The sequence below is a fragment of the Mycolicibacterium mageritense genome (genome assembly GCF_010727475.1).
Lineage (GTDB): Bacteria > Actinomycetota > Actinomycetes > Mycobacteriales > Mycobacteriaceae > Mycobacterium > Mycobacterium mageritense.
Map to the genome: position 1 here is coordinate 3904842 of NZ_AP022567.1, position 24133 is coordinate 3928974.

A 24133-nucleotide genomic window follows, 5' to 3' on the forward strand; every position below is an offset into this window, starting at 1 on the left:
ATTTCGTCAGTAGGAAATCCGACGGATCGAGGCTCACATGTCGCAGGACGAGAATCTTGCCGCGGTCGTGAGTAACGCCGCACAAGACATCGGCAGCTACATCCGGGCTCAGCGGGAAGCGGCCCAGGTCTCGGTGCGTCAACTGGCTGAGAAGGCCGGCGTCAGCAACCCCTATCTGAGCCAGATCGAGCGGGGCCTGCGCAAGCCGTCGGCCGACGTGCTCAATCAGATCGCCAAGGCGTTGCGTGTCTCCGCCGAGGTGCTCTACGTACGTGCCGGGATCCTCGAGCCCAGTGAGGGCAGCAAGGTTCGTGACGCGATCATCACCGACACGGCGATCAACGAGCGGCAGAAGCAGGTGCTGCTCGACATCTACTCCTCGTTCTGTCAGCAGAACGAAGCCGAATCCGCAGTCGAGGGTGATGCAGAAGGGATGCCGACTACGTCTGAGATCTCGTCCGAAACCACGCCTGAATCAACGTCAACAATCTGAAAGGGAATGACATGACCGAGAAGAACCAGCCCACCATCGAAGACCTCAAGGCCCCGCTGCTCGCCGCGGTCGGCGCCGCTGACCTGGCCCTGGCCACCGTCAACGAGATCGTCGCCAGCCTGCGCGAGCGCGCCGAAGAGGCCCGCACCGACGCCGAGGCCCGCGTCGAAGAGGGTCGCGCCCGCCTGACCAAGCTGCAGGAAGAACTGCCGACCCAGTTCGAGGAGCTGCGCGATCGGTTCACCTCCGAGGAACTGCGCAAGGCCGCCGAGGGCTACGCCGACCAGGCGCAGACCACCTACAACAAGCTCGTCGAGCGTGGCGAGGCCGCGCTGGAGCGCCTGCGCAACCAGCCGGCTCTCGAAGAGGCCGCCAGCCGGGTCGAGGGCTACACCGACCAGGTCACCGAGCTGACCCAGGACGCGCTGGGCACCGTGGCCTCGCAGACCCGCGCCGTCGGCGAGCGTGCCGCCAAGCTGGTCGGCGTCGAGCTGCCGAAGAAGGCCGAAAAGGCTGAGAAGGCCGCCCCGGCTGCCAAGAAGACCACCGCTGCGCCGGCCAAGAAGACCGCCGCCGCTCCGGCCGCCAAGAAGACCGCTGCCCCCGCCAAGAAGGCCGCTCCGGCCAAGAAGGTGACCCAGAAGTAGGGGCTGACCCGTCGTCATTCGACGCTGAGGATGGCGTCCGCTTAGGCTGGTGACGTGATAGTCACCGACCTTGCGGACGTCATCCTTTTTTCTATCGGCGTCGCCGTCTTCTGCGTCGGCGTCTACGCCTTTGTGCACGCGGCGCGGCAGCGTCCCGACGCCTACACCGCGACCGGCAAGCTGACCAAGCCCGTGTGGCTGACCATTCTCGGAGTGTCATTGCTGCTGGAGCTGCTGCTCAGCGGCGCCTTCGGGGCCGCCATCGCAGCCTGCGCCGCGGGCGTATACCTGGTCGACGTGCGGCCCAAACTGCTTGAAATCCAAGGAAAGTCGCGTTAGGGCCGGTTGTTGAAGCGATCACTGATGGCCGCGTTCGGCGCGGTCGGGGTAGCGCTCGCGTGCGCTCCCGGCGCATCCGCCGACCCCGCGCTCGTCGACCATGTCGAGTGGGCCAAATGGGGTGACCTGTCGAGCCTGCGGATCTATCCGACCGAGGCGGCGCGCGGGCTGGCCACGCAACCCGGTACCGATGCGTCTGCCCAGGAAGCCTGGAACGAGGTGCTGACGCTCGCGCCGGACGCCGACATCCCCGGCATGCGCGAGCAGTTCTTCTGTCACTGGCACTTCGCGGAGCGCGCCGAGCCGGGCAAGACCAGCTGGAACATCGAACCGTGGCGGCCCGAGGTGCCCGCCGAGCAGATGCTCGCCGCGGGGTGTAACCCCGGCGGCACGGAAGAGCCGTTCTGATGTACACCCGCGCCGAGGTCGCCGCACTGGTCGATCACACGTTGCTCAAGCCCGAGGCGACACCGGCCGACGTCGCCGCGCTGGTCGTCGAGGCCCTCGAACTCGCGGTGTTCTCGGTCTGCGTGTCGCCCTCGATGGTCGCGGTCGCGGCCGGTGCGATCCCGTCGGGGCTCGCGGTGGCCGCGGTCGCCGGATTCCCGTCGGGCAAGCACCTCTCCGAGATCAAGGCCCGCGAGTCGCAGCTCGCGGTGACCGCGGGCGCGACCGAGATCGACATGGTCATCGACGTCGGGGCCGCACTTGCGGGTGACCTGGTCGCCGTCGCGGCCGATGTCGCCGCCGTTCGGGCCGCAGTGCCCACCGCGACGCTCAAGGTCATCGTGGAATCGGCTGCGCTGCTGGACTTCTCGGGCGAGCGCCTGCTGGCCGACGTATGCCGGGCCGCGGTCGACGCCGGCGCCGACTTCGTGAAGACCTCCACCGGTTTTCACCCCAGCGGTGGCGCGTCGGCCCGCGCGGTCGAACTGATGGCCGCGACCGTCGACGGCAGCGTCGGGGTCAAGGCCAGCGGCGGAATCCGCACCGCGCAGGCCGCGACCGTCATGCTCGACGCCGGGGCTACTCGGCTCGGCCTGTCCGGCACCCGGGCGGTCCTCGACGGTCTGGGCTAGCCGCGCCTCACAGCTTCGCGAAGCAGGGATCCTCGGCGGCCTTGGGCATCGTGGCGTTCTGCGTGGAGTACTTGGCGATCACACCGGTGTCGGTCACCTGCACGCTGTCGGCGTGAATACCCATGGGGTAGTTGTCGGTCAGCTGCTTGCTGAAGGTGTCGAGGATCGGCTGGACCATCTCCTTCGGCCACGTCAGGCCGACCGCCTCGAGCTTGGTGATCTCCAGCGTGATGCCACCGTCGGCGACCCGCGGCTTGGTGGTGATGCTGCCGAGCATGGTCTTGAGGTCGATCGTGCCCGCGGACGCGTTCGTGGACACGTCGGTGATGGCCGAGCCGATGAACGGCAGCTGCACCATGTCGGCCGCGGTCTGCCTGATGCCATCGGTCGACCACGTGATGTCCGCGGTCAGCGATCCGACCGTGCCGCTCGAGTTCGCGGTGTCCTCCAGCCGGACGTCGTTGATGCCGAGGACCACCTTCATGCCCTTGGCGTCGCGGATCTGGTTGCCCGCGGTCTCGATGTTGATGTTGGTGTAGTGCCCCGTCATGTGCTGCCACAGGAACGGCGGCAGCGGGTCGAACGACGCCGAAGCCTCGTCCTCCACGATGCACGACACCACGCCGGCCACGATGGTGTCCGCGCGCTTCCTGGCGTACAGCTCACCGCCCAGCACGCCCGCAGCGACCAGCGCCAGCACGATCACCACGACCAGCACGATCGACAACGGATCGCTCAGGAGTTTCTTGACCTTCGCCATGGGCGACGAGCCCTGCTGCTGCGTCGCGCCGGGCTGCTGACCAGCGGTGTCAGGTGGCGGCGGGGGAAATCCCGCCGGCGGGGCCTGCGGCGGTTGGGCGGGTGGGGCCTGGTCGGTGGGGCGAGCCCAGGGATCGGTCACCCCAGCGATTGTGCCCTACTCGACTGAGCGAACTGTGAGCGACCGAGCCCAGCGAGGGCCGATCGATTGTCGAGCACCGCGATGCTCTCGCGGGCACTGCGGGCCGCGTCGAGGTCGATGTCCACGACGAGCAACTCGGCGTCGCCCCCGGCCGCGGCGATCACCTCGCCGGTGGGGGAGCTGACCACGCTGCCGCCCACCCCCGTCGGCCCGACCTTGGCGATCTCGTCACCCGGATAGGCCTGATCCACCGCGGCGACGAAACCCGTGGTGTCCAAGGCCCTGGCGCGGGCCAGCAGTGTCCACTGTTCAAGCTTGCCGGGGCCCGAACCCCACGACGCGTGCACCGTCGTCAGCTGTGCGCCGCGCTGCGCGAGCTCGACGAACAACTCGGGGAACCGGATGTCGTAGCACGTGGTCAAACCGACCGTCACGCCGGCCACGGTGATGGTCACCGGCTCGAAACCCGGTGCCACAGTGCGTGATTCGGCGAATCCGAAGGCGTCGTACAGGTGGATCTTGTGGTAGTGCGCATCCACCCCGGGGCCCGCGGCGACGAGCGTGTTGGTGACCCGCCCGTCGTCGCTCGGCACGAACATGCCCGCCACCACGACGACGCCCGCCTGATCGGCGATCGCCCGCACGCCGTCGGCCCACGGGCCGTCGAGCGGTTCGGCGATCGGACTCAGCGGCACCCCGAACCGGCACATGGTGGCCTCGGGGAACAACACCAGCTGCGCGCCGTCGGCGGCCGCGCGGCGCGTGTAGTCCTCGACCAGGGCCAGGTTGGCCGTGGGTTCGGTGCCGGACGCGAGCTGAGCCAGGGCGATCCGCATGGTTCTCAGGGTAACGGCGCGACGGCCGACCACGGGACCGTCAGCACGCCGTCACGCATCCGGCGGCGCGGTGGATCCACCGGGTAACCCGCACCGGCCAGCAGCTCGAGCATGGCCCGCCACCGCACACGCGGCCCGAAAACCCCGTGGCCCGCAACGCTGGCCCAGGCCCGGTCGGCGGCCGTCAGCAGCGCGTGGACGGGTTGTCCCGGCACATTGTGGTGAATCAGTACCTTCGGCAGCCGTTCGGCCAGGTCGGACGGCGTCGCGATGGCGAACGGATCACACGCCAGCGTGAGGCTCACCGGCCCCGACGCGTCGAGCAGCACCCAGCAGCAGCGTCGGCCCAGCTCGTCGCACGTGCCGTCGACGATCAACCCGCCCGCGGCCAAGCTGCGCTGCATGGTCGCCCACGCCTCCGGAACCGCGTCGACCGGATACTGCCGCAGCACGTTGAACGCGCGCACCAGCACGGGCCGCAGGCCCGCCAGTTCGAACCCGCCGAGCGCGAACTCGACGCCCCGGTGGGCCGCGGTTGCGCGTGCCGTGGCGACCCGTTCCGGATGGATCTCCAGCCCGACGACGCGGACGCCGGCCCGGACCGTCTGCAGGCGGGCCGCGAGCTCGAGCGTGGTGACCGGTAGCGCGCCGTACCCGAGATCGACCACGAGCGGGTCGGGCGCGGTGCCCAGCGCCGTGCGTACCCGCGCGGAGTGCACCAGCCAGCGGTCGCTGCGGCGCAGCCGGTTGTACCCGGTGGTGCCCCGGGTCACGGCACCGACGGGCCTAGTGGTGCTGGGCGATCCAGTCAGCGGTGAACGCCTCCTCGGCGACGAGAATGTCCTTCATGAACTGCAGTGCCATGCCTTCGAGCTTGCCGCCGACCAGCGGCACCGGAACTTTGCACGAGCTGGCGAACCGCAACCGGCTGCCGGTGGGGGTCGCGGTCAGGTCGTAGCGGCCGTCGAGGCGCCCGGGGGCGTGCGCCACCGACGCGGTGTAGTTGCCGCTCGTCCGGTTCTCGGCCGGGTCGTACGGTTCGAAGTGCTGCTCACGCGTGATCGCCATGTCCAGCGGAACGACGGTGCGGACGATGCCGGGAAGATCCGCGCGGGACAGCACCTGCCGGAACGTGACGTCGATACCGTCTGCACCGCACCGGAATTCGACCAACTCCGATTGCGGAGCCACCTGCCGGTAGTGCTCGAGCATGCTCTCCCAGTAGTCGCGGTCGCCGAACACCGCGTACAGCGTGTCCGCCGGCGCGTCGAATGCGATGGTGTGGTCCATCTTTCGACTCATGACGATGACGGTACCGCCGGGCTCACCCCTTCTCGGTGATCCACACCGTGGTGAAGCGTTGCTCGGCGATCAGCAGGTCGACGAGCTGTGAGCCGATGAAGTTCTCGATCTTGCCGCCCACCAGCGGCACCTTGACCTCCACGGAGATCCTCACCGCGAGCCGCGAGCCGGAATCGGCCCGAGCCAACGTCGCCGTCCCGTCGAGGGCCACCGGCGCGCCGGGGATGGTTCCGCTGACCGTGCCGGCCGCGCGGCCGTCGACCAGCGGTCCCCAGTGTTCCTCTCGGTGGATGCTCAGGTCGCCGTGGTGGAACTGCGCGACGAGCCCCGGCAACCGGTCGGCGCGCAGCAACTGGGTGGTGATGACGTCGATGCCGCCGTCCTCGGCCACCGTCATCGAATCGAGCGTGGCGTCGTCGGCTCCCGAGTCGGCGAGCCTGGCCAGCCAATATTGTCGATCACCGAAGGCTCCGTGGACCTGTTCGACGCTGCCTGCGTATTCGGTGGCCATGTCGAATGAGCGCGGCATAGCTGGCCAGGCTACCGTTACGGCCCGTGGTCAGTTCGCATGTCGGGGGCGTGGCGGTCGCCGAAGATGTCCCGCTGGCTCCGCTGACCACGCTGCGCGTGGGACCGGTGGCGCGCCGGATGCTGACCTGCACGAGTACCGAGCAGCTCGTCTCCGTGCTCCGTGCGATCGACGAACCGGCTCTCGTCCTGGCCGGCGGGTCCAACGTGGTGCTGGCCGACGACTCCGACGCGGTGGCGGGGCTCACCGTGGTGCGCGTGGCCAACACCGAGATCACGGTCGACGGCAACATCGTGCGCGCCGAGGCGGGCGCGATGTTCGACGACGTGGTGGTGACGGCCCTCGCGCACGGCCTCGGTGGGCTCGAATGCCTGTCGGGCATTCCGGGTTCGGCCGGCGCGACGCCCGTGCAGAACGTCGGTGCCTACGGGGCCGAGGTCGCCGACACCATCCGGCGGGTGCGGCTGCTCGACCGGCGGACGGGCGAAGACCGCTGGGTGCCACCGGAAGCGCTGCGCTTCGGCTACCGCACCAGTGTGCTCAAGCATTCCGATGCCGCGATCGTGCTCGAGGTCGAGTTCGCGCTCGATCCCGAAGGGCGCAGCGCGCCGCTGCGGTACCGCGAACTCGCGACGGCGCTTGGAGTGGAACCCGGCGAGCGATCGGATCCGCTGCAGGTTCGCCAGACCGTGCTGGCGTTGCGTGCCGGCAAAGGCATGGTGCTCGACGAGCAGGACCACGACACCTGGAGCGTCGGATCCTTCTTCACCAACCCGGTGGTGTCGCGTGCCCAGTTCGAGCGGCTGGCCGCATCCGCGGGCGGACCGGTGCCGAACTACCCGGCGCCCGACGGGGTCAAGCTCGCGGCAGGCTGGCTCGTCGAGCACGCCGGGTTCGGCAAGGGCTTCCCCGGTGACGGCGCCCCGGCGCGGCTGTCGACCAAGCATGCGCTGGCCCTGACGAACCGTGGTGCGGCCACGAGCGCCGACGTGATCGCCCTGGCAGGCAGGGTTCGGCAGGGCGTCGCCGAGGCCTTCGGGATAGAACTCACACCCGAACCGATTCTGATTGGGTGCGCTCTGTCGGTACCCTAGATCCACGTGAGCTCAGCCGGTGATATAGAGACCCCGGCGCCGTTGGTGAATCGGCGTCGCGCGCTCGGTGTTTTCGCCCTCGGGATGGGCGCCGGCGTGCTGGCTGCCTGCTCGACCGATTCTTCGTCGACCTCGTCCGCCCCGGAAGCCGCTCCGGCCGCCCCGACGCTGACGTACCAGCCGGAGACCGGCACGAAAGACGTGGTCCCGACCGATCCGGTGGGCGTCAAGGTTTCCGACGGCTGGTTCCAGCGCGTCAGCCTGACGAATGCGAACGGCAAGGTCGTCGCCGGTGCGCTCAACCGTGACCGCACCGAGTTCACGGTCACCGAAGCCCTCGGCTACGACGCGACCTACAAGTGGGCAGGCTCGGTCGTCGGGCACGACGGCAAAGCCGTCACGGTCGAGGGAAAGTTCACCACGATCGCGCCGCAGACACAGGTCAACGGCCAGTTCCAGCTCTCCGACGGCCAGACCGTCGGGGTTGCCGCGCCGATCATCCTGCAGTTCGACGCCTCGATCGACGACAAGGACAAGGCGACCGTCGAGAAGGCGCTTCAGGTCACCACCGAGCCGCCGGTCGAGGGCAGCTGGGCCTGGTTGCCCGACGAGGCCCAAGGCTCGCGCGTGCACTGGCGCAGTCGGGAGTACTACCCGGCGGGCACCAAGATCCACGTCAACGCACCCTTGTACGGGGTCAAATTCGGAGACGGCGCCTACGGTGCGGCCGATTCCACGCTCGACATCGAGGTCGGCAGGCGCCAGGTGGTCAAGGCCGAGGCGTCCAGCCACCGCATGCAGGTGCTCGACGGCTCCGGAGCGGTGATCATGGACTTCCCGTGCAGCTACGGCGAAGGCGACCTGGACCGCAACGTCACGCGCAGCGGTATCCACGTCGTCACCGAGAAGTACGAAGACTTCTGGATGACCAACCCGGCCGCCGGGTACAGCAACGTGCACGAACGCTTCGCGGTGCGGATCTCCAACAACGGCGAGTTCATCCACTGCAATCCCAACAGCATCGGTTCGCAGGGCAACACCAACGTGACCAACGGCTGCATCAACCTGAACCTGGAGAACTCGCAGCAGTACTTCAACAGCGCGATGTACGGCGACCCCGTCGAGGTCACCGGCACCCGGATCGAGCTGTCCTACGCCGACGGCGACATTTGGGACTGGGCAGTGCCGTGGGAGGAATGGAAGGCCATGTCGGCCATCTCGTCGGAGAAGCCGCCGCCGGACCTGCCGGTGAGTGCCCCGGCCACGCCGAGCGACGCACCGACCCTGTCCGGCACGCCGACGACGACCACCCCTTCGCCGAGCCCGCGCCCGGGCGGCTAGGCCCGGTTACGCTCGCTGCCTTTCACGCTCGCCGGCCTAATTCGACGAAATCGTCGCTCCGCCTGCGCGACAACGACGATTTCGTCGAATTGGCGGTGCTCAGTTCCGGTTGAACCGGCCGTGCGGCGCCTGGTCGCGGGGCCGGATCACGATCTGGTCCAGATCGACGTGCGGCGGGCGCGACGCGACGAATCCGATGACCTCGGCGATGTCCTCGGCCGCCAGCGGGGTGATGCCCTTGTACACGTTGTCGGCCCGCTCCTGATCGCCGTCGAAACGCATCAACGCGAACTCGGTCTGCACCGCTCCCGGCGCGATCTCGGTGAGCCGCACGGGCTTTCCGAGCAACTCACCGCGAAGCGTGCGGTGTAGTGCACCCTGCGCATGCTTGGCGGCGGTGTATCCGGAGCCGCCGTCGTAGGTCTCGAACGCGGCGATCGAGGTGACCGTGACGATCAAGCCGTCACCGGAGTCGATGAGCTTGGGCAGCAGCGCCCGGGTCACCCGCAGGGTGCCGAGCACGTTGGTCTCCCACATCCAGCGCCAGTGCTCGACATCGGCGTCCGCCACGGGTTCAAGACCCCTGGCCCCGCCTGCGTTGTTGACCAGGACGTCGATCCGGTCCAACTGTCCGGCAAGGGCATCCACCGAATCCTGGGCAGTGACGTCCGCCACAATCGCGGTGCCGCCGATCTCGTCGGCGAGCGCCTGGATCCGGTCGCCGCGGCGGGCCACGCAGACCACATGAAAGCCAAGTGCGCCAAGGGTTTTAGCGGTTGCGGCGCCGATTCCCGCGCTGGCGCCGGTGACCACCGCGACGCGCTGTGGGGGTGCAGAAGCTGTCATATCCCGAACTTTAGTTGCCGTGCTAAGTTCTCTCTCATGTCCCGAATCGGTCAGGCGATCCTCGCCGCGCGGCGTGCGTGTTGTTGTTGCGCACCCCGCCGCGCCTGACTGCGCCCGGACATCTTCTCGCTGTCCTGCTGAGTCGCCAGGTGTGGCACCGACCCACCACCGGCCGAACTCAACCGAAGGACAACTCACGTGACCACCGCCACCGCCGCCCCTCTGGTCCGCACCAACCGCGCCCCCGCCCGTCCGCAGCGGGTGCGCTCGACTCCCAGTACGCGCTACCCGCAGTCGCGCCTGCTCCACATCGTCGCCCCGTCGCTCAAGGTCGCCGACGCGGCCTCGGCCTCGGTGTTCAGCGCGGTCCGGACGCGCGGGCCGATCGCGCGCGACGCCATCGCGCAGAGCACCCAACTGAGCATCGCGACCGTGAACCGCCAGGTCACGGCATTGCTGGAAGCCGGTGTGCTGCGCGAACGCGCCGATCTCGCGGTGTCCGGCGCCATCGGGCGCCCGCGGGTTCCCGTCGAGGTCAACCACGAACCGTTCCTGACGCTGGGCATCCACATCGGTGCCAGGACCACGAGCATCGTGGCCACCGACCTGTTCGGCCGCACGCTCGACGTCGTCGAGACACCGACCCCGACGGGCGCCCAGTCCGCGGCACTGGCCACGCTGGCCGCCAGCGCGCGGCGGTACCTGAGCCGCTGGCATCGCCGCCGCCCGCTGTGGGTCGGCGTCGCCGCCGGCGGAGTGGTCGACAGCGCCACGGGTTACCTCGACCATCCCCGGCTCGGCTGGAACGACGCCCCGGTGGGCCCGGTGCTGGCCGAGGCGCTCGGCCTGCCGGTGTCACTGGCGTCGCACGTCGACGCGATGGCCGGTGCCGAGTTGCTGCTGGGCGGACGTCGGCACGTGCCCGACGCCGTCGGTGGCCAGTCGCGCACGAGCCTGTACGTCTACGCCCGGGAGACCGTGGGCTACGCGCTGTCGATCGACGGCCGCGTGCATTCCCCGGCAAGCGGCCCCGGCACGATCGCCGGTCTGCCCGCCCGCTCCGAACTGCTCGGGGGCGCAGGGCAATTGGAATCCACCGTGAGCGACGAGGCCGTGCTGACCGCGGCCCGCAAGCTGCGCATCGTCCCGGCGGAAGGGCCTGCGTCCACGCTGTCGTCTGTGCTGCGCGCCGCCCGCCAGGGCCACGAGAAGGCCGGCGAACTGCTCGCCGACCGCGCCCGCGTCCTCGGTGAAGCGGTTGCTCTGCTGCGCGACATGCTCAACCCCGACGAGCTGATCGTCGGCGGCCAGGCCTTCACCGAGTACCCCGAGGCGATGCCTCAGGTCGAGGCGGCTTTCGCGGAGCGGTCGGTGCTCGGGGCGCGCGACATCCGGGTCACGGCGTTCGGCAACCGGGTGCAGGAGGCCGGCGCGGGCATCGTGTCGCTGGGTGGGCTCTACGCCGATCCGATCGGCGCCATGCGGCGCGCTCAGACCCGCCGAGCGACGGCGGTGTAGACATAGGGGTGTGCGTCTAGCAACAGACGGTTCCGACGTAGAACGGCACCGCTCCGAGACCCCCCGTCGCGTCGCGGTCCTGTCCGTGCACACCTCGCCCCTGGCGCAGCCGGGCACCGGGGACGCGGGCGGCATGAACGTCTACGTGTTGCAGACCGCGTTGCACCTGGCCCGGCGCGGTGTCGAGGTCGAGGTCTTCACGAGGGCCACCTCGTCGAGCGATGCGCCCGTCGTGCAGGTGGCGCCCGGTGTGGTGGTGCGCAACGTGGTGGCCGGGCCGTTCGAGGGGCTCGACAAGTACGACCTGCCGACACAGCTGTGCGCGTTCACCGCGGGTGTGCTGCGCGCCGAGGCCACGCACGAGCCCGGGTACTACGACGTCGTGCACTCGCACTACTGGCTGTCCGGACAGGTCGGCTGGCTGGCCCGGGACCGCTGGGCCGTGCCGCTCGTCCACACCGCACACACCCTGGCCGCGGTGAAGAACGCCGCGCTCGCACAGGGGGACTCACCCGAGCCGCCGCTGCGCGCGGTCGGTGAACAGCAGGTGGTCGACGAGGCCGACCGGTTGATCGTCAACACCGAACACGAAGCGCAGCAACTGGTTTCGTTGCACCACGCCGACCCGGCGCGGATCGACGTGGTGCATCCGGGCGTCGACCTCGACCTGTTCACACCGGGGGACCGGAACCGCGCCCGCGCGGTGCTCGGCATCCCCTCCGACGAACAGGTCGTGGCCTTCGTCGGCCGCATCCAGCCGCTCAAGGCCCCGGACATCCTGTTGCGCGCCGCCGCGAAACTGCCCGGGGTACGGGTTCTGGTGGCCGGTGGACCTTCGGGTTCGGGCCTGGCCGAACCCGACACACTGGTTCGCCTCGCCGACGAACTGGGTATCACCGACCGCGTGACGTTCCTGCCGCCGCAGTCCCGCGAACAACTGGTCAATGTGTACCGCGCCGCCGATCTGGTTGCGGTGCCGAGCTATTCGGAATCGTTCGGCCTGGTCGCGGTCGAAGCCCAGGCCTGCGGCACCCCGGTGGTGGCCGCCGCGGTGGGAGGGCTGCCGGTCGCGGTCGCCGACGGTGTGAGCGGCGCACTGGTCGACGGGCACGCGGTGGACGACTGGGCCGCCGCGATCGACGCGGTGCTGCAGCGCGAGCCCGAGGCGCTGAGCCGGGCCGCGGTCGCGCACGCCGCGGAATTCTCGTGGGGGCACACCGTCGACGCCCTGCTGACCAGCTATTCGCGCGCGATGACCGACTACCGGGCCCGCCATCCACGTCCGGCTTCGCGGCGTGTGGGCAGGAGGTTCTCGATGCGGCGGGGCGTGCGGGCATGAGCCTGCAACGGCTGATCGAGGACACCCTCGACGAGCACGGCCTCAACTACCAGCACCACGAGGGCGCCCACGGCGGGTTGCCCGGCATCGTGGTCGAGCTGCCGGGGGAGCGCAAGCTCAAGACCAACACCATCCTGAGCATCGGCGAGCACTCGGTGCGGGTCGAGGCGTTCGTGTGCCGCAAGCCCGACGAGAACTTCGAAGGCGTCTACCGGTTCCTGCTCAAGCGCAACCGCAGGCTCTACGGCGTCGCCTACACGCTCGACAACGTCGGCGACATCTATCTCGTCGGCCGGATGGCTTTGCACTCGGTCACCCCAGACGAACTCGACCGGGTGCTCGGCCAGGTGCTCGAAGCCGTCGACGCCGACTTCAACACGTTGCTGGAACTCGGTTTTCGGACCTCCATCCAGAAGGAGTGGGAGTGGCGGGTTTCGCGGGGCGAGTCGCTCAAGAACCTGCGGGCTTTTGAACATCTGATCGACGACCGCGACGACTGAGCAGCTATGACAGGATGAGCGTCATGCCGACCCTGATCCTGCTCCGCCACGGCGAGTCCGACTGGAACCAGAAGAACCTGTTCACCGGATGGGTGGACGTCGACCTCACCGACAAGGGCCGTGCCGAGGCCATCCGCGGTGGCGAACTGTTGTCCGAACAGGGTGTGTTGCCCGATGTGGTCTACACGTCGCTGCTGCGCCGCGCCATCAACACCGCGAACCTCGCGCTGGACAAGGCCGACAGGCACTGGATCCCCGTGCACCGCAACTGGCGGCTCAACGAGCGGCACTACGGTGCGCTGCAGGGCCTCGACAAGGCCGCCACGAAGGAGCGCTACGGCGAAGAGCAGTTCATGGCGTGGCGACGCAGCTACGACACCCCGCCGCCGCCCATCGAGAAGGGCAGCGAGTTCAGCCAGGACGCCGACCCGCGCTATGCCGACATCGGCGGCGGCCCGCTGACCGAATGCCTCGCCGACGTGGTGGCGCGTTTCGTGCCCTATTACGAGGAGGCCATCGTGCCCGACCTCAAGGCAGGCAAGACCGTGCTGATCGCCGCGCACGGCAACTCGTTGCGGGCGTTGGTGAAGTACCTCGACGGCATGTCGGACGACGAGGTGGTGGGGCTCAACATCCCGACCGGTATCCCGCTGCGTTACGACCTCGACGCGGACCTCAAGCCGAAGGTGGCCGGCGGTGAATACCTCGACCCCGAGGCCGCCGCAGCCGGCGCGGCCGCGGTCGCCGCGCAGGGCGCCAAGAAATAGTCAGTTAATCCCGGTGCCGAGGATTTCTGCATGGTGCGGGCGTTCAGGGGTGCCGTCAGCGCACTCCTGGCGGGCCGGTCGGGCGCCATGGAGAAGCTGTCGGCGAACATTGGGTGAACTCGGGTTAACGGCATCAGAAAATTCTGTGTTTGACGGTGTGACTTGTCCCGAATTGGCCGCACGCTGCTGGGATGACGTTCACCGGATGCGTACGATTTTCGCGTGAGTGTCGTGTCGGCGTTACTGCTGACCGCAGTGCTGGCGCTGGTTGTCGGCCTGGGTGTCGGTGCCGCGGTGGCGCTTCGCATCTCCACCGAGCGGCATCGCCGCGCGGCCGACGAGGCCGGTATGACGGTGTCGCAGATGCTGTCGCACATCGTCTCGCTGTCACCGGTCGGTATCGCCGTGGTGGACATGTTCAACGACGTCGTCTACTGCAACATCCGTGCCGGTGAGCTGGGGATCGTGCGGGACCGACTGCTCGACGACCGCGCGTGGCAGGCGGCCGAGCAGGTGTTCGCCACGGGCCAGGACGTCGAGGTCGACCTGTCGCCGCGCAAGGTGACCCACCCCGGGCGGTCCGGCCTCTCGGTGCGCGGAAAGGTCCGGTTGCTCGCCGACGACGACGGCCGTTTCGCGGTGGTCTACGCCGACGATCAGTCCGAACACGCGCGCATGGAAGCGACGCGACGCGACTTCGTGGCCAATGTCAGCCATGAACTCAAGACCCCGGTCGGAGCCATGGGCGTGCTGGCCGAGGCGCTCCTGGCATCGGCAGACGACCCCGACACGGTCCGCAGGTTCGCCGACAAGATGGTGGCCGAATCGCAGCGGCTGGCCGATATGGTCGGAGAACTGATCGAGCTGTCCCGGTTGCAGGGCGGCGAGCGGCTACCCGATCTGGAGGCGGTCGACGTGGATGCGGTGGTGTCGGAGGCGCTGTCCCGGCACAAGGTCGCCGCAGACAACGCCGACATCTCCATCACCACCGACGCTCCCACGGGCTACCGCGTGCTGGGCGACGAGTCACTGCTGGTGACCGCGATCGCCAACCTGGTCTCGAACGCGATCGCCTACTCGCCCAACGGGTCGGGCGTCTCGATCAGCCGTAGGCGCCGCGGCGGCAGCGTCGAGATCGCGGTGACCGACCGCGGCATCGGCATCGCCAAAGCCGACCAGGAACGGGTTTTCGAACGCTTCTTCCGGGTCGACAAGGCGCGCTCGCGCGCGACCGGCGGCACGGGCCTCGGGTTGGCCATCGTCAAACATGTCGCGGCCAACCACAACGGAACCATCCGGCTGTGGAGTCAGCCGGGAACGGGGTCGACGTTCACGCTGTCGATCCCGGCCTATCCCTATCACGATGACCCTTCACGTGACGTGGACGAACGAGAGGATTAGCGAGACCGATGACCAGCGTTTTGATCGTTGAGGACGAGGAGTCGCTGGCCGATCCCCTGGCCTTCCTGCTGCGTAAGGAGGGCTTCGAGGCCACCGTGGTGGGCGACGGGCCGTCGGCTCTGGCAGAGTTCGAGCGTTCCGGCGCCGACATCGTGCTGCTGGACCTGATGCTGCCGGGCATGAGCGGCACCGACGTGTGCAAGCAATTGCGTTCGCGCTCAAGCGTGCCCGTGATCATGGTGACCGCGCGCGACAGCGAGATCGACAAGGTCGTCGGGCTCGAGCTGGGGGCCGACGACTATGTCACCAAGCCGTATTCGGCCCGCGAGCTCATCGCACGGATCCGGGCCGTGCTGCGCCGCGGCACCGAGAGCGACGACAGTAGCCTCGGAGACGGCGTGCTGGAGGCCGGCCCGGTGCGGATGGACGTCGAGCGGCATGTGGTCAGCGTCAACGGTGAGGCGATCACCTTGCCGCTCAAGGAATTCGACCTCCTCGAGTATCTGATGCGCAACAGTGGGCGCGTGCTCACGCGCGGTCAGCTCATCGACCGCGTGTGGGGTGCCGACTATGTGGGCGACACCAAGACCCTCGACGTGCACGTCAAGCGGCTGCGGTCCAAGATCGAGGCCGACCCGGCCAACCCCGTGCACCTGGTCACCGTCCGCGGCCTCGGCTACAAACTCGAGGGGTAGTTTTCCTCCCGAGCAATAGCGCGTGCGTGAAGCCGTCGTGTTTACGTCGTGATACTGCGTGTGGTTGTCATGTTGCAGGGCTTGCAGGGCATGGAATATGAACCGTGAGGTGCAGCGTTTGAAGCGGCGCCGTGCTTTGGCTTTGGTTTGCCGTCGGCGATGAGCAGGCGGTGGTAGGCGTGACCGTCGCTAGCCTATCCGAGCCTGAGTGACGGCGACGCGGTGGATGGCGGCGTTGAGTTGGCAATTCCTGAGCGGCTCAACCGCATCTGGCCGGCGTTGGCGCCAACCATGCCTGGATGGGTGCCACGCTGGTTGGCAGACGAAGGCGGCCTCGGTGGTGAAACGGCGATGCCGGCGGCTGCGCCGACGCGCGTTGTCATACCTTCCGACACTTGTGGGCGGACGGTCTACGGGGAACTGCCGATGCGATGTCTCGGCAAGCCCTCGATCGAGGCGCCCGACAAGCGGGCAACGTCCATGCATCACTTGGTTCGGACATCGACGGCATGACCGCGAATGAGCCTCAAGTCAGGCGCGGGCGTCCCGCCGGAAGGTGCTGGGTGTGACGCCGACTCGCTGCTTGAACGTGGTCGCGAAGTGGCTGGGATTGGAAAACCCCACCGCGTCGCTGATTTCGGTGACCGACAGCGGTGTGGTCGCCAACAAATGCTTGCTCCGCGCAATTCGGCGGTCCAGTACAAACTGGTAAGGCGTGGTATGAAAGGTTGCGCTGAACGCTCGGCTGAATGTGTGCACTCCCATGCCCACCAAGCCGGCAAGCGTGGGCAGATCGATCTCGGCATCGAGACCGTCATTCAGGAAATCGACAATGCGTTGCTGCTCGGCGCGGCTCAGGGTGCGGTCGGTCCGCCGCGGCAACTGTGATCGTTCCCCGTAGCGGTCACGGATATGCAATCGCAGGCCCTCGGTCAGTGATTCCCGCAGGAGTCGGGCGATGACGTCGTTACGGTCCGCGACGTCGGCGATTCGCTCAACCAGCTGACGCAGGAACGGGTCTTGGCGCCCGACCAGCGGACGGAGCGTGTTGTCGCCGAGCGTCGCGGTGGGCAGAGTCAACATCGCGAACTCGCCTCTGGCGTGGCTGATCAACGCGGCCGCCGACTGCTCGGCGGGGATTACCCACACATTGCCTGCCCGCGGAGTTACGACGCCACTCGGTCCGCGTTGGAATTCGACTTCCTTCGACCGTGCGGTTCCACCACGCTGTAAGAACACTTTGTGTTCCGGTTCATTAAACGTCCAATCCATCGATTCGACGAATGGCAGGGACATCAAGTTCAGCTCGATACCCAGAACTGCGATCTCCGCAAGAACCATATCCGCCGCGGAGGCGAGTTGATACTCGTCCTGATCAGTGGTCTCATGCTGGTTGGTCATACTGCGAAGCCCGCCCCGACAGCAAACATCACTTCATATTAACGCACCCGTCGGCGCCGACGCAGCGCGCGTCTGCCGCCAACTTTGCGGCGCGTAGGACGATCTGGCCCGCCGGTTGCCGCTCACGGTGCCGTGCGTTGGCTCGTCGCGGTGAGTGGTGCACTGGCTTCGTCCTTTCCCGGACTCAATGCTCACCTGGTTGCAACCGCTTGTGCGTCTGGACACGCTCCTTTCTTTGACGGCCAGCGTCGGCATTGCCGCGCACTGCACTACTGAGCCTGATTTCGCCGCTGACTTATCTCCAGCGGCATGCCATCTGGGCATCGTTGCGAGCAACCCATGCAAGCGGAGGTTCCGCATACGAGGAATTCATGCCGAACGTCGCTAGCTGACGATGGGAGAGTGGAAACCGCTGTGCGTCAAGGCGAGTGGGGTTTGTGGCGCGCTCGGGCCACGAGATGGTCGCGTCTTGATCGCGATTGCTGGGAGTTGCGGAAGTGTCATAGCATGAGGAAAGTATGTGTTTGCCCGTTGTCCAATGTGATACGACGCCCATGCAGGCCGGTGTGCGGACACCTCGTGGTGGAGCAGTCGGTCGTGCCGCCGGAGGAAAACAGTTGAGTGGTGGTGGCTGTGCATCGTCTGACAGTCCAGTCGCATTCACGGGTGTGAGGCCGGTCGATGACTGACGAGTATCGAGTGCGTGACAACGACCGTTCGTGTCTTCTGGATTGCCCTGCACGCGACGGAACCCGTAGGCCCAAGGCCGGGAGGCGCTGGAGTTGAACTCCGGGTCTTCAGATTGGTTGGTCGCGGTATTTGCGGCCGGCCCGTTGATCGATGCGCCGGAATGGGAGGAAAGCGGTCCCCACCGGCTGATTGTCTGCCCCGACGTCAGTCGGCTGCGTCCCACTCGACGGGCCAACTTGGCCGTCGACGCCGTCCGGCTCCTGGACGCAGATGTGTGGGTAGTGCCTGCCGCGCAGCGCGCTACCGCTGAGCGTTATGGGCCGATAAGCGTATTCTGTGAAATCGACTTGCCCAGAAGGCCTTTCGCTGAAGGTGCCGGTTACTTGATCGTCCGGCGTCATCCGTTCACTCTGAGTCTGGTAGAGGCGCTCGGTGACTTGCGCGGCCGCGGCGATGCCGCAGGGCAGCTCTTGACACGCACTTTGGCCGAAACGCTACGTCTAGATCTGATCGACCGGTTCGTCTCGTGGAAGCACCGCCACACGCGATCGGCCGTTGCGGTTCTCGATGAGACTGAGCAAGCCCGCCTGTTGAACTATATCGAGCGTGAAACTTGTAATGGCAACGTCAGCATGGCGGCGCTGGCTGCATGTGTCGGCATGGGTGTCGATCGATTCGCGCGTGCATTCGCCGCCACGTTTCACACAACACCGCGACAGTACATCCTCGATCGGCGTATCGCGCATGCCAAGGCGCTGTTACTGACCAGCACCATGACTGTCGCCGAGATCGGCGCAGCAGTAGGGTTTTCCAGCCAAAGCCACTTCACCACCACATTTGGCAACCGCGTGGGTGTTGCGCCCATGGGTCTGCTGCACGAATAGGTGACATCTGAGTTGGCTTGCCCAGCATGGGCGGGCTGGAAGGATGTCCCCATGGCAAGGCCCTACCCCCGCGAGTTCCGCGACGACGTCGTCCGGGTCGCTCGCAACCGCGATGACGGTGTAACGATCGAGCAGATCGCCACCGATTTCGGAGTGCACCCGATGACGCTGCAGAAATGGCTCCGTCAGGCCGACATCGACGAAGGCACCAAGCCCGGCAAGAGCGCCAGCGAGTCCGGTGAGCTGCGCGAAGCCCGACGGCGGATCAAACTGCTAGAGCAAGAGAACGAGGTGCTGCGCCGGGCCGCAGCGTATTTATCGCAGGCCAATCTGCCGGGAAAAGGGTCTACCCGCTCGTGAAAGAGCTCGCCGCCGACGGGATCCCCGTCGCGGTGACGTGCCAGTACTCAAGCTCTCCGCCAACCGTATTACCGCTGGCTGGCCGACCCCATCACCGAGGCCGAACTCATCGAGGCCTACCGCGCCAATGCGCTGTTCGACGCGCACGCAGACGATCCGGAGTTCGGCTACCGCTACCTCGTGGAGGAGGCGCGATGCCGGCGAGCCGATGGCCGAGCGCACCGCATGGCGGATCTGCTCGCAGAATCGACTGTGGAGCGTGTTTGGTAAGAAACGCGGCAAGAACGGCAAAGTCGGGCCGCCGGTGCACGACGATCTTGTCGAGCGTGACTTCACCGCTGAAGGGCCAAATCAGTTGTGGCTCAGTGACATCACTGAGCACCGCACCGGTGAGGGCAAGCTCTACCTCTGTGCGATTAAGGACGTGTTCTCCAACCGGATCGTCGGCTACAGCATCGACTCCCGAATGAAGTCACAACTGGCCATCCGGGCACTACACAGCGCGGTAGCCCGACGCGGAGATGTCGCGGGGTGCATTCTGCACTCGGATCGCGGATCTCAGTTCCGGTCAAGGAAATTCGTACACGCCTTGAATCAACACGAGATGGTCGGCTCTATGGGCCGTGTCGGAGCCGCCGGCGACAACGCCGCCATGGAGAGCTTCTTTAGCCTGCTGCAGAAGAACGTGCTCGACCGCCGCCGCTGGGACACCCGAGAACAACTCCGCATCGCGATCGTCACCTGGATCGAGCGCACCTACCACCGGCGCCGCCGCCAGTCCGGCCTCGGGCGGTTGACCCCGATCGAATTCGAAGCAATCATGACCACACCGGCCAGTCAGGCCGCGTGACCGAAACTGTCACCTGATCGTGCAGCAGACCCCATCGAGTACCGCCGTCAGTGACGGACCTGTTCTAACCAACGTGTCGGCTTGGACTCTCAATTGATCCGACAGCCCCTCTGGCGGGAGTTTCCTCACTCCAGACGTGGTCGCACACGGCACGCTGGCAGTGAATCAGAATCACGGCGCCAAGCGCGTTGGAGACCCTTCGGTCACTGACGGGCAGCGGCGTATGGTTCCAATTCGGTTGTAGCGCAATGCCTGGATGGCGGACGTGTCATCGCCGCAAGCAGGTTTGGTCACGCCGTGATCGCTCCAGGCTCCCCGGAGTGATGGAGTTTCGGCCGCTGCGGGGTCCGGCGCGGTGGCGGGTTCCGCGAGCGTCGTCGTGAACAGCCGGTCTCCGTCGGCGGGCTGGATATACATCAGACTGCCGATCGCGGTGGTGACGTTGAGCCCCTCGTAGGGTTCTAGCACGGTGAATCCGCGTTGCTTGTAGAAGCTCTCCAGGCACACGTGCCGGGCGTTGAATTCTCCGTAGAGTTCGCCGAATGCCGAGAGGCGGGCGATGTTCGTCGCAGTCCCCAGCAACCGCGAACCGGTGCCCTTATTGCGGTGATCGGGTGCCACTGCAATGCAGTGGAGCTTGGCAAGCCCTAGCAGCACTCTGATATTCAGATCGTAGTAATGCGGGCCGAGCTGGAGTAGCCGCGGGTTGGGTCCGAGCATCAGCAACCCGACGGTTTGAGCGTTGCAGCGCGCCGAGAGCACCAAGGTACGTGCCACGACACTGTCGAACATGGTGTGGTAGCGGTCTAGGGACTTAGCACGCATTGTTCCGCCGCGCAATGCCGCGCCGAGCAAGCCGTCAGTGCGTGCAGCGGCGAGCTCTCTCCCCATGGTGCTTCCCGACGACGCCCCCGCCAGGCCGTACCAGTACTCCACGTCATTGATCTCGTCTGCGGTGGCATCCTGGATCGTCACCGTGTCGACCTTCACCGATTTCCCCTTGTCTCGTTGCCACTTGCGCGTGGATATGAGCTAGCCAACGCATAACGAAATGCGGATCGTCCAGTGGAATCACCGGACGGTCGAACGGCGCATCAACGACCGCTCAGTCGTCCGAGGCGTAGCCAACGTACTTTGTGTGGCTACCGCGCGCCTTCGAATTTTCTATTCAGCTTTGCTGAAACGCGGTTACGTGACGAGTCGAACAGTCTCACAAATGAGCCCTCGTCATAGCCACCGCGGCCTGTGAGCCTCGGCGCAGTCGCGAGGCGTGGTTCAATCTTGTTCGGTGCGCCTTGGGATTCGGGGATCGAAGCACTCGCGCTGTATGCGGTAGTGAAGAACTCGCGGCGTGAATAGGGTTCGCGACGAAGGTCACAAGGTTGTTGCGCGGCTCAAGTGGCTCATTCGCCAGGGACTTTGCTAGTTTGCGTGACGCAAGAGTTTTTCCTGTCGGGGAGAGCCATGAATGGCGGACGTTTCACACGGCCTGAACTGATTCGGCGACAACGGCTCGCCGTGACCGGACACTGGAGGGATCCGAAAAAGTACTTATGGCTACTCGGTGCAACTGTCCCATGTTTGGCCCCGATTTCATGGATTGCGGTGTCTATCACCGATATCCGATGGTTTTGGTGGCTATGCCCAATCCTTGCCTTCGTGGTGGTGCCCGCGTTGGATCACCTAATCGGCCGAGACAAACGTAATCCCCCGGAGGGTGCGTACGTCGAGCTTGATCGGGACAGGTTCTATCGGTGGGCGACCTATCTGTATCTGCCCAATCAGTATTTGTCGCTGGTTCTGGCCTGCTGGTTGTGGAGTGGTGGAGGTTGGTTGCGGATGGCGCTCGGGGACAAGGTCGGACTGATGGTCACAGTCGGTGTAATCGGGGGTGTGGGCATCAACGCCGCCCACGAACTCGGTCACAAGCATGAACGCTTCGAACAACGACTCAGTAAGATAGCGCTGGCGCAAACCTGCTACGGCCATTTTTTCGTGGAGCACAATCGCGGCCATCACAGCCGGGTGGCAACACCGGCGGACCCCGCAAGCGCCAGACTTGGTGAAAACCTGTACTGCTTCATCCCGAGATCGTTGTTGGGTGGCCTCCGCTCAGCGTTGCGTTCGGAGGCTAGGCGCCTTGCGCGGGCCGGTCTCTCACAGCGGACTTTCGGCAATCATGTCCTCAACGCCTGGCTGTTGAGTGCGCTGTTATTCACTGTTGTCGCACTCTGGTTCGGCCCGATTGTACTTCCCTGGCTGCTTGGGCAGGCGGTCATCGGATTCTGTCTACTAGAGATTGTCAATTACATTGAACACTACGGGCTTCGGCGTCAACGGTTGCCTTCTGGGCGCTACGAGAAGGTCGCTCCGCGCCACAGCTGGAACAGTAACACTGTGGTGGCCAATGTCTTTCTGTTCCACTTACAGCGACATTCCGATCACCATGCCAACCCCCGGCGGCGCTACCAAACTCTACGTAGTTTCGACGACGCTCCCGAACTGCCCGGGGGATACGGCACCATGCTGGTGCTGGCGCTGGTCCCTCCGTTGTGGCGGCGTGTGATGGATCCGCTTGTCCTTGATCATTACGGGGGCGAGATCGGCCTAGCCGCAGTTGATTCGTCACGCGAGCGGCGTGGCGTTGCCAGGTATGGGCAGCGTAATGGATGACCTGCTCCTCTCGCGGCGAAGATTCCTCGGAATGGCTTCGTCGGCCGCCATGGGCGCTGGCGGCGCGGCTGTGCACCTACGCACGACAGCGCGCCGGTCCGCGCCGCGTGATTACTACCCGGCGATTGTGGTTGGAAGTGGATACGGCGGTGGGGTCACAGCGCTGAGACTCGGCCAAGCGGGAATCGACACCCTGATGTTGGAGAAGGGAAGACACTGGACCGCGCCTGACGACGATGGCAAGCGATTCTCCAAGATGCTGCCCGCCGATACTCGGTCCGGCTGGTTCACGCCGATTCCGCCAAGCCTGACTACATCGTTCAGGGGGATCACGGTGGAGGATATCGCGCGAAACGTTCCCTCGCCCCAACCCGTGCAGGCCGGTATCTGCGACAAGAGTACACACGGATCCCACGATGTCTTCCGTGGAATCTGCGTAGGTGGCGGATCGATGGTTAACGCGGCAATCGCCGCGGTCCCAACCGCCGCGCAGGTAGCCCAAACGTTCCCAGACATCGCTCCGACGGAGTTCCTCGGAACATATATACCCCGCGCGCGTAGGTCGTTGCGGATCAGCTACAGAGATATGAACTGGTTCGAACAGACCCCATGGTTCCAGTACGCGCGAGTCGGGAGGCAATACGCGGCCGCCGCAGGCTATCCCGTCGACTACAACGGCAGCGCCTACTCGTTCGATTATCTCAAAGATGAAGCGGCAGGGCGGGCAACGCGGTCTGCGCTTGACTTGGAACAACAGTACGGCAACAATTTCGGCCGCATTGGCAGTGTCGACGAAACCTACATCAGAGCGGCCGTGAAAACCGGCCGCGTGAACCTGAGGCCGCTCACCGAAGTCACCAGTATCCGGCAAGAGCCGTCCGGCGAATATGTGGTGGGCACCCGCACGATCGACCGCTGGGGTGAAGAACTGGCGCGTAGAGAGATCGGGTGTCGGCACCTTTACCTTTGCGCCGGCGTTCTCGGTACCAATCACATCCTGTTACGTGCTCGAGAGACAGGTGCGCTATCGAATCTCTCCGACGCAGTTGGGCGAGGCTACGGCAACAACGGTGACGTTATGGTTTCGCACATGCTGGACAACCATGATCCGGCGGGCACTCAGCAGTCGCTCATGGGCATGATCAATCTCGACGGCAGAACCGACCCAGACAATCCGGTATACGCCAGCATGTTCTCCATACCGCTCCCCGAGGAGACATTCATGCTCGGGTACTACGCCATGGTCAAGACCGGGGACCGAGCCGACTTCAGCTACGATCGTCCAACGGATTCGATATCCATTCAGTGGACGGACGAGCACACCGAGCACCTCGTGCAACGAGCCCGGCGGGTGTTTGACCGAGTGGTCACCGCCAATAGCGTCGACTACCGAGATGACATCTTCTCTGGGAGAGTGTTCGTGCCCAACACCGTCCACCCGTTGGGCGGATGCGTTCGGGGACAGGTCACTGATGCATTCGGTCGCGTACTCGGATACGACAACCTCTACATCAACGATGCCTCTTTGATCCCGGGCTTTGTCGGGTGTAACCCTTTCATGACCATCACCGCACTGGCGGAACGCAACGTCGAAGCAATCCTCCAAGGCCGCCGATGAGAGTGGCGGCCCACCCGCACTGTGCAACGG

24 protein-coding genes and 1 pseudogene are annotated in these 24133 nt (G+C 66.1%); 17 read left to right on the forward strand and 8 right to left on the reverse strand.

Annotation, left to right across the window (positions count from 1 at the left end; genetic code table 11):
- Window positions 1-37: 37 nt before the first annotated feature.
- From G6N67_RS18765 to deoC, 5 genes are read left to right on the forward strand one after another with little or no spacing between them, the layout of a single operon-like run.
- A complete protein-coding gene (locus tag G6N67_RS18765) occupies window positions 38-493 on the forward strand; it encodes a helix-turn-helix domain-containing protein (protein ID WP_036429634.1) in 456 nt (151 codons plus the stop codon).
- A gap of 11 nt (window positions 494-504) precedes the next feature.
- Entirely contained in the window at window positions 505-1140 is a 636-nt protein-coding gene (locus G6N67_RS18770; RefSeq protein WP_036429632.1) for a hypothetical protein, read from the forward strand.
- A gap of 54 nt (window positions 1141-1194) precedes the next feature.
- Complete coding sequence (locus G6N67_RS18775; RefSeq protein WP_036429631.1) at window positions 1195-1479, forward strand: DUF2516 family protein; 285 nt, start codon at window positions 1195-1197, stop codon at window positions 1477-1479.
- A gap of 24 nt (window positions 1480-1503) precedes the next feature.
- Window positions 1504-1887: a DUF2599 domain-containing protein gene (locus G6N67_RS18780; RefSeq protein ID WP_036429629.1), complete on the forward strand. Its 384-nt coding sequence runs from the start codon at window positions 1504-1506 to the stop codon at window positions 1885-1887.
- On the forward strand, window positions 1887-2558 hold the full coding sequence (deoC, locus tag G6N67_RS18785) for a deoxyribose-phosphate aldolase (RefSeq protein WP_036429627.1): 672 nt from the start codon (window positions 1887-1889) through the stop codon (window positions 2556-2558). The genes G6N67_RS18780 and deoC overlap by 1 nt, the downstream gene beginning before the upstream one ends.
- A gap of 7 nt (window positions 2559-2565) precedes the next feature.
- Here the strand turns inward: deoC and G6N67_RS18790 are convergent, their stop codons facing one another.
- The 5 genes from G6N67_RS18790 to G6N67_RS18810 are packed head-to-tail and all read right to left on the reverse strand — an operon-like array spanning window position 2566 to window position 6126.
- Window positions 2566-3459 (reverse strand): LmeA family phospholipid-binding protein, encoded by an 894-nt coding sequence (locus tag G6N67_RS18790; RefSeq protein ID WP_163642233.1) that lies wholly within the window; start codon window positions 3457-3459, stop codon window positions 2566-2568.
- Complete coding sequence (locus tag G6N67_RS18795; protein ID WP_036429625.1) at window positions 3456-4295, reverse strand: carbon-nitrogen hydrolase family protein; 840 nt, start codon at window positions 4293-4295, stop codon at window positions 3456-3458. Before G6N67_RS18795 ends, G6N67_RS18790 begins: the two co-directional genes overlap by 4 nt.
- 5 nt (window positions 4296-4300) lie before the next feature.
- Window positions 4301-5107 carry a hypothetical protein gene (locus G6N67_RS18800; RefSeq protein ID WP_036429624.1) on the reverse strand — a complete coding sequence of 269 codons (807 nt, stop codon included), beginning with the start codon at window positions 5105-5107 and terminating at the stop codon, window positions 4301-4303.
- Window positions 5082-5597, reverse strand: a complete 516-nt coding sequence (locus tag G6N67_RS18805) for a DUF2505 domain-containing protein (RefSeq protein ID WP_110798345.1) — start codon at window positions 5595-5597, stop codon at window positions 5082-5084. Before G6N67_RS18805 ends, G6N67_RS18800 begins: the two co-directional genes overlap by 26 nt.
- Before the next feature lie 22 nt (window positions 5598-5619).
- Window positions 5620-6126: a DUF2505 domain-containing protein gene (locus tag G6N67_RS18810; protein WP_036429620.1), complete on the reverse strand. Its 507-nt coding sequence runs from the start codon at window positions 6124-6126 to the stop codon at window positions 5620-5622.
- Between the two features lie 26 nt (window positions 6127-6152).
- Here G6N67_RS18810 and G6N67_RS18815 point away from each other — a divergent pair, with 26 nt between their 5' ends.
- A complete protein-coding gene (locus tag G6N67_RS18815) occupies window positions 6153-7220 on the forward strand; it encodes a UDP-N-acetylmuramate dehydrogenase (RefSeq protein ID WP_036429618.1) in 1068 nt (355 codons plus the stop codon).
- Between the two features lie 6 nt (window positions 7221-7226).
- Window positions 7227-8561: a L,D-transpeptidase gene (locus G6N67_RS18820; RefSeq protein WP_036429616.1), complete on the forward strand. Its 1335-nt coding sequence runs from the start codon at window positions 7227-7229 to the stop codon at window positions 8559-8561.
- 99 nt (window positions 8562-8660) lie between these two features.
- On the opposite strand, the gene G6N67_RS18825 is transcribed toward G6N67_RS18820, so the two are convergent.
- Complete coding sequence (locus tag G6N67_RS18825) at window positions 8661-9407, reverse strand: SDR family oxidoreductase (protein ID WP_036429614.1); 747 nt, start codon at window positions 9405-9407, stop codon at window positions 8661-8663.
- 198 nt (window positions 9408-9605) lie between these two features.
- Between G6N67_RS18825 and G6N67_RS18830 the strand changes: the two genes are divergently transcribed.
- The 6 genes from G6N67_RS18830 (at window position 9606) to regX (ending at window position 15627) form a co-directional block, all read left to right on the forward strand.
- The gene (locus G6N67_RS18830; RefSeq protein ID WP_036429612.1) at window positions 9606-10925 is read left to right on the forward strand and encodes an ROK family protein; all 1320 of its coding nucleotides are present in this window, start codon (window positions 9606-9608) and stop codon (window positions 10923-10925) included.
- Between the two features lie 10 nt (window positions 10926-10935).
- Window positions 10936-12264, forward strand: a complete 1329-nt coding sequence (gene mshA / locus G6N67_RS18835) for a D-inositol-3-phosphate glycosyltransferase (protein WP_036429610.1) — start codon at window positions 10936-10938, stop codon at window positions 12262-12264.
- Complete coding sequence (locus tag G6N67_RS18840; protein WP_036429608.1) at window positions 12261-12764, forward strand: type III secretion system chaperone family protein; 504 nt, start codon at window positions 12261-12263, stop codon at window positions 12762-12764. The genes mshA and G6N67_RS18840 overlap by 4 nt, the downstream gene beginning before the upstream one ends.
- A 23-nt stretch (window positions 12765-12787) precedes the next feature.
- Window positions 12788-13531 carry a phosphoglyceromutase gene (locus tag G6N67_RS18845; protein ID WP_036434640.1) on the forward strand — a complete coding sequence of 248 codons (744 nt, stop codon included), beginning with the start codon at window positions 12788-12790 and terminating at the stop codon, window positions 13529-13531.
- Window positions 13532-13753: 222 nt separating this feature from the next.
- Window positions 13754-14932, forward strand: a complete 1179-nt coding sequence (locus G6N67_RS18850; protein ID WP_036429606.1) for a sensor histidine kinase — start codon at window positions 13754-13756, stop codon at window positions 14930-14932.
- 8 nt (window positions 14933-14940) lie between these two features.
- Window positions 14941-15627, forward strand: a complete 687-nt coding sequence (gene regX, locus G6N67_RS18855) for a two-component sensory transduction protein RegX (protein WP_036429604.1) — start codon at window positions 14941-14943, stop codon at window positions 15625-15627.
- 531 nt (window positions 15628-16158) lie between these two features.
- On the opposite strand, the gene G6N67_RS18860 is transcribed toward regX, so the two are convergent.
- A complete protein-coding gene (locus tag G6N67_RS18860) occupies window positions 16159-17028 on the reverse strand; it encodes a helix-turn-helix transcriptional regulator (RefSeq protein ID WP_051578510.1) in 870 nt (289 codons plus the stop codon).
- Between the two features lie 1073 nt (window positions 17029-18101).
- Between G6N67_RS18860 and G6N67_RS18865 the strand changes: the two genes are divergently transcribed.
- Entirely contained in the window at window positions 18102-18602 is a 501-nt protein-coding gene (locus G6N67_RS18865) for a helix-turn-helix transcriptional regulator (RefSeq protein WP_051578509.1), read from the forward strand.
- A 51-nt stretch (window positions 18603-18653) separates the two neighbouring features.
- Window positions 18654-19812, forward strand: a pseudogene (locus G6N67_RS18870) (IS3 family transposase).
- Window positions 19813-19983: 171 nt separating this feature from the next.
- Here the strand turns inward: G6N67_RS18870 and G6N67_RS18875 are convergent.
- A complete protein-coding gene (locus G6N67_RS18875) occupies window positions 19984-20802 on the reverse strand; it encodes a GNAT family N-acetyltransferase (protein WP_036429599.1) in 819 nt (272 codons plus the stop codon).
- Window positions 20803-21417: 615 nt separating this feature from the next.
- Here G6N67_RS18875 and G6N67_RS18880 point away from each other — a divergent pair.
- Together G6N67_RS18880 and G6N67_RS18885 are read left to right on the forward strand one after the other, a co-directional pair.
- Window positions 21418-22485, forward strand: a complete 1068-nt coding sequence (locus G6N67_RS18880; protein WP_306666506.1) for an alkane 1-monooxygenase — start codon at window positions 21418-21420, stop codon at window positions 22483-22485.
- Window positions 22478-24103, forward strand: coding sequence for a GMC oxidoreductase (locus G6N67_RS18885; protein WP_051578872.1), 1626 nt, complete (start codon window positions 22478-22480; stop codon window positions 24101-24103). Before G6N67_RS18880 ends, G6N67_RS18885 begins: the two co-directional genes overlap by 8 nt.
- Window positions 24104-24133 lie beyond the last annotated feature (30 nt).

Coding starts and splice junctions, on each gene's coding strand:
- G6N67_RS18765 (WP_036429634.1), top strand. CDS start 38: ATGTCGCAGGACGAGAATCTTGCCGCGGTCGTGAGTAACGCCGCACAA.
- G6N67_RS18770 (WP_036429632.1), top strand. CDS start 505: ATGACCGAGAAGAACCAGCCCACCATCGAAGACCTCAAGGCCCCGCTG.
- G6N67_RS18780 (WP_036429629.1), top strand. CDS start 1,504: ATGGCCGCGTTCGGCGCGGTCGGGGTAGCGCTCGCGTGCGCTCCCGGC.
- deoC (WP_036429627.1), top strand. CDS start 1,887: ATGTACACCCGCGCCGAGGTCGCCGCACTGGTCGATCACACGTTGCTC.
- G6N67_RS18795 (WP_036429625.1), bottom strand. CDS start 4,295: ATGCGGATCGCCCTGGCTCAGCTCGCGTCCGGCACCGAACCCACGGCC.
- G6N67_RS18805 (WP_110798345.1), bottom strand. CDS start 5,597: ATGAGTCGAAAGATGGACCACACCATCGCATTCGACGCGCCGGCGGAC.
- G6N67_RS18810 (WP_036429620.1), bottom strand. CDS start 6,126: ATGCCGCGCTCATTCGACATGGCCACCGAATACGCAGGCAGCGTCGAA.
- G6N67_RS18825 (WP_036429614.1), bottom strand. CDS start 9,407: ATGACAGCTTCTGCACCCCCACAGCGCGTCGCGGTGGTCACCGGCGCC.
- G6N67_RS18840 (WP_036429608.1), top strand. CDS start 12,261: ATGAGCCTGCAACGGCTGATCGAGGACACCCTCGACGAGCACGGCCTC.
- G6N67_RS18845 (WP_036434640.1), top strand. CDS start 12,788: ATGCCGACCCTGATCCTGCTCCGCCACGGCGAGTCCGACTGGAACCAG.
- regX (WP_036429604.1), top strand. CDS start 14,941: ATGACCAGCGTTTTGATCGTTGAGGACGAGGAGTCGCTGGCCGATCCC.
- G6N67_RS18860 (WP_051578510.1), bottom strand. CDS start 17,028: ATGACCAACCAGCATGAGACCACTGATCAGGACGAGTATCAACTCGCC.
- G6N67_RS18885 (WP_051578872.1), top strand. CDS start 22,478: ATGGATGACCTGCTCCTCTCGCGGCGAAGATTCCTCGGAATGGCTTCG.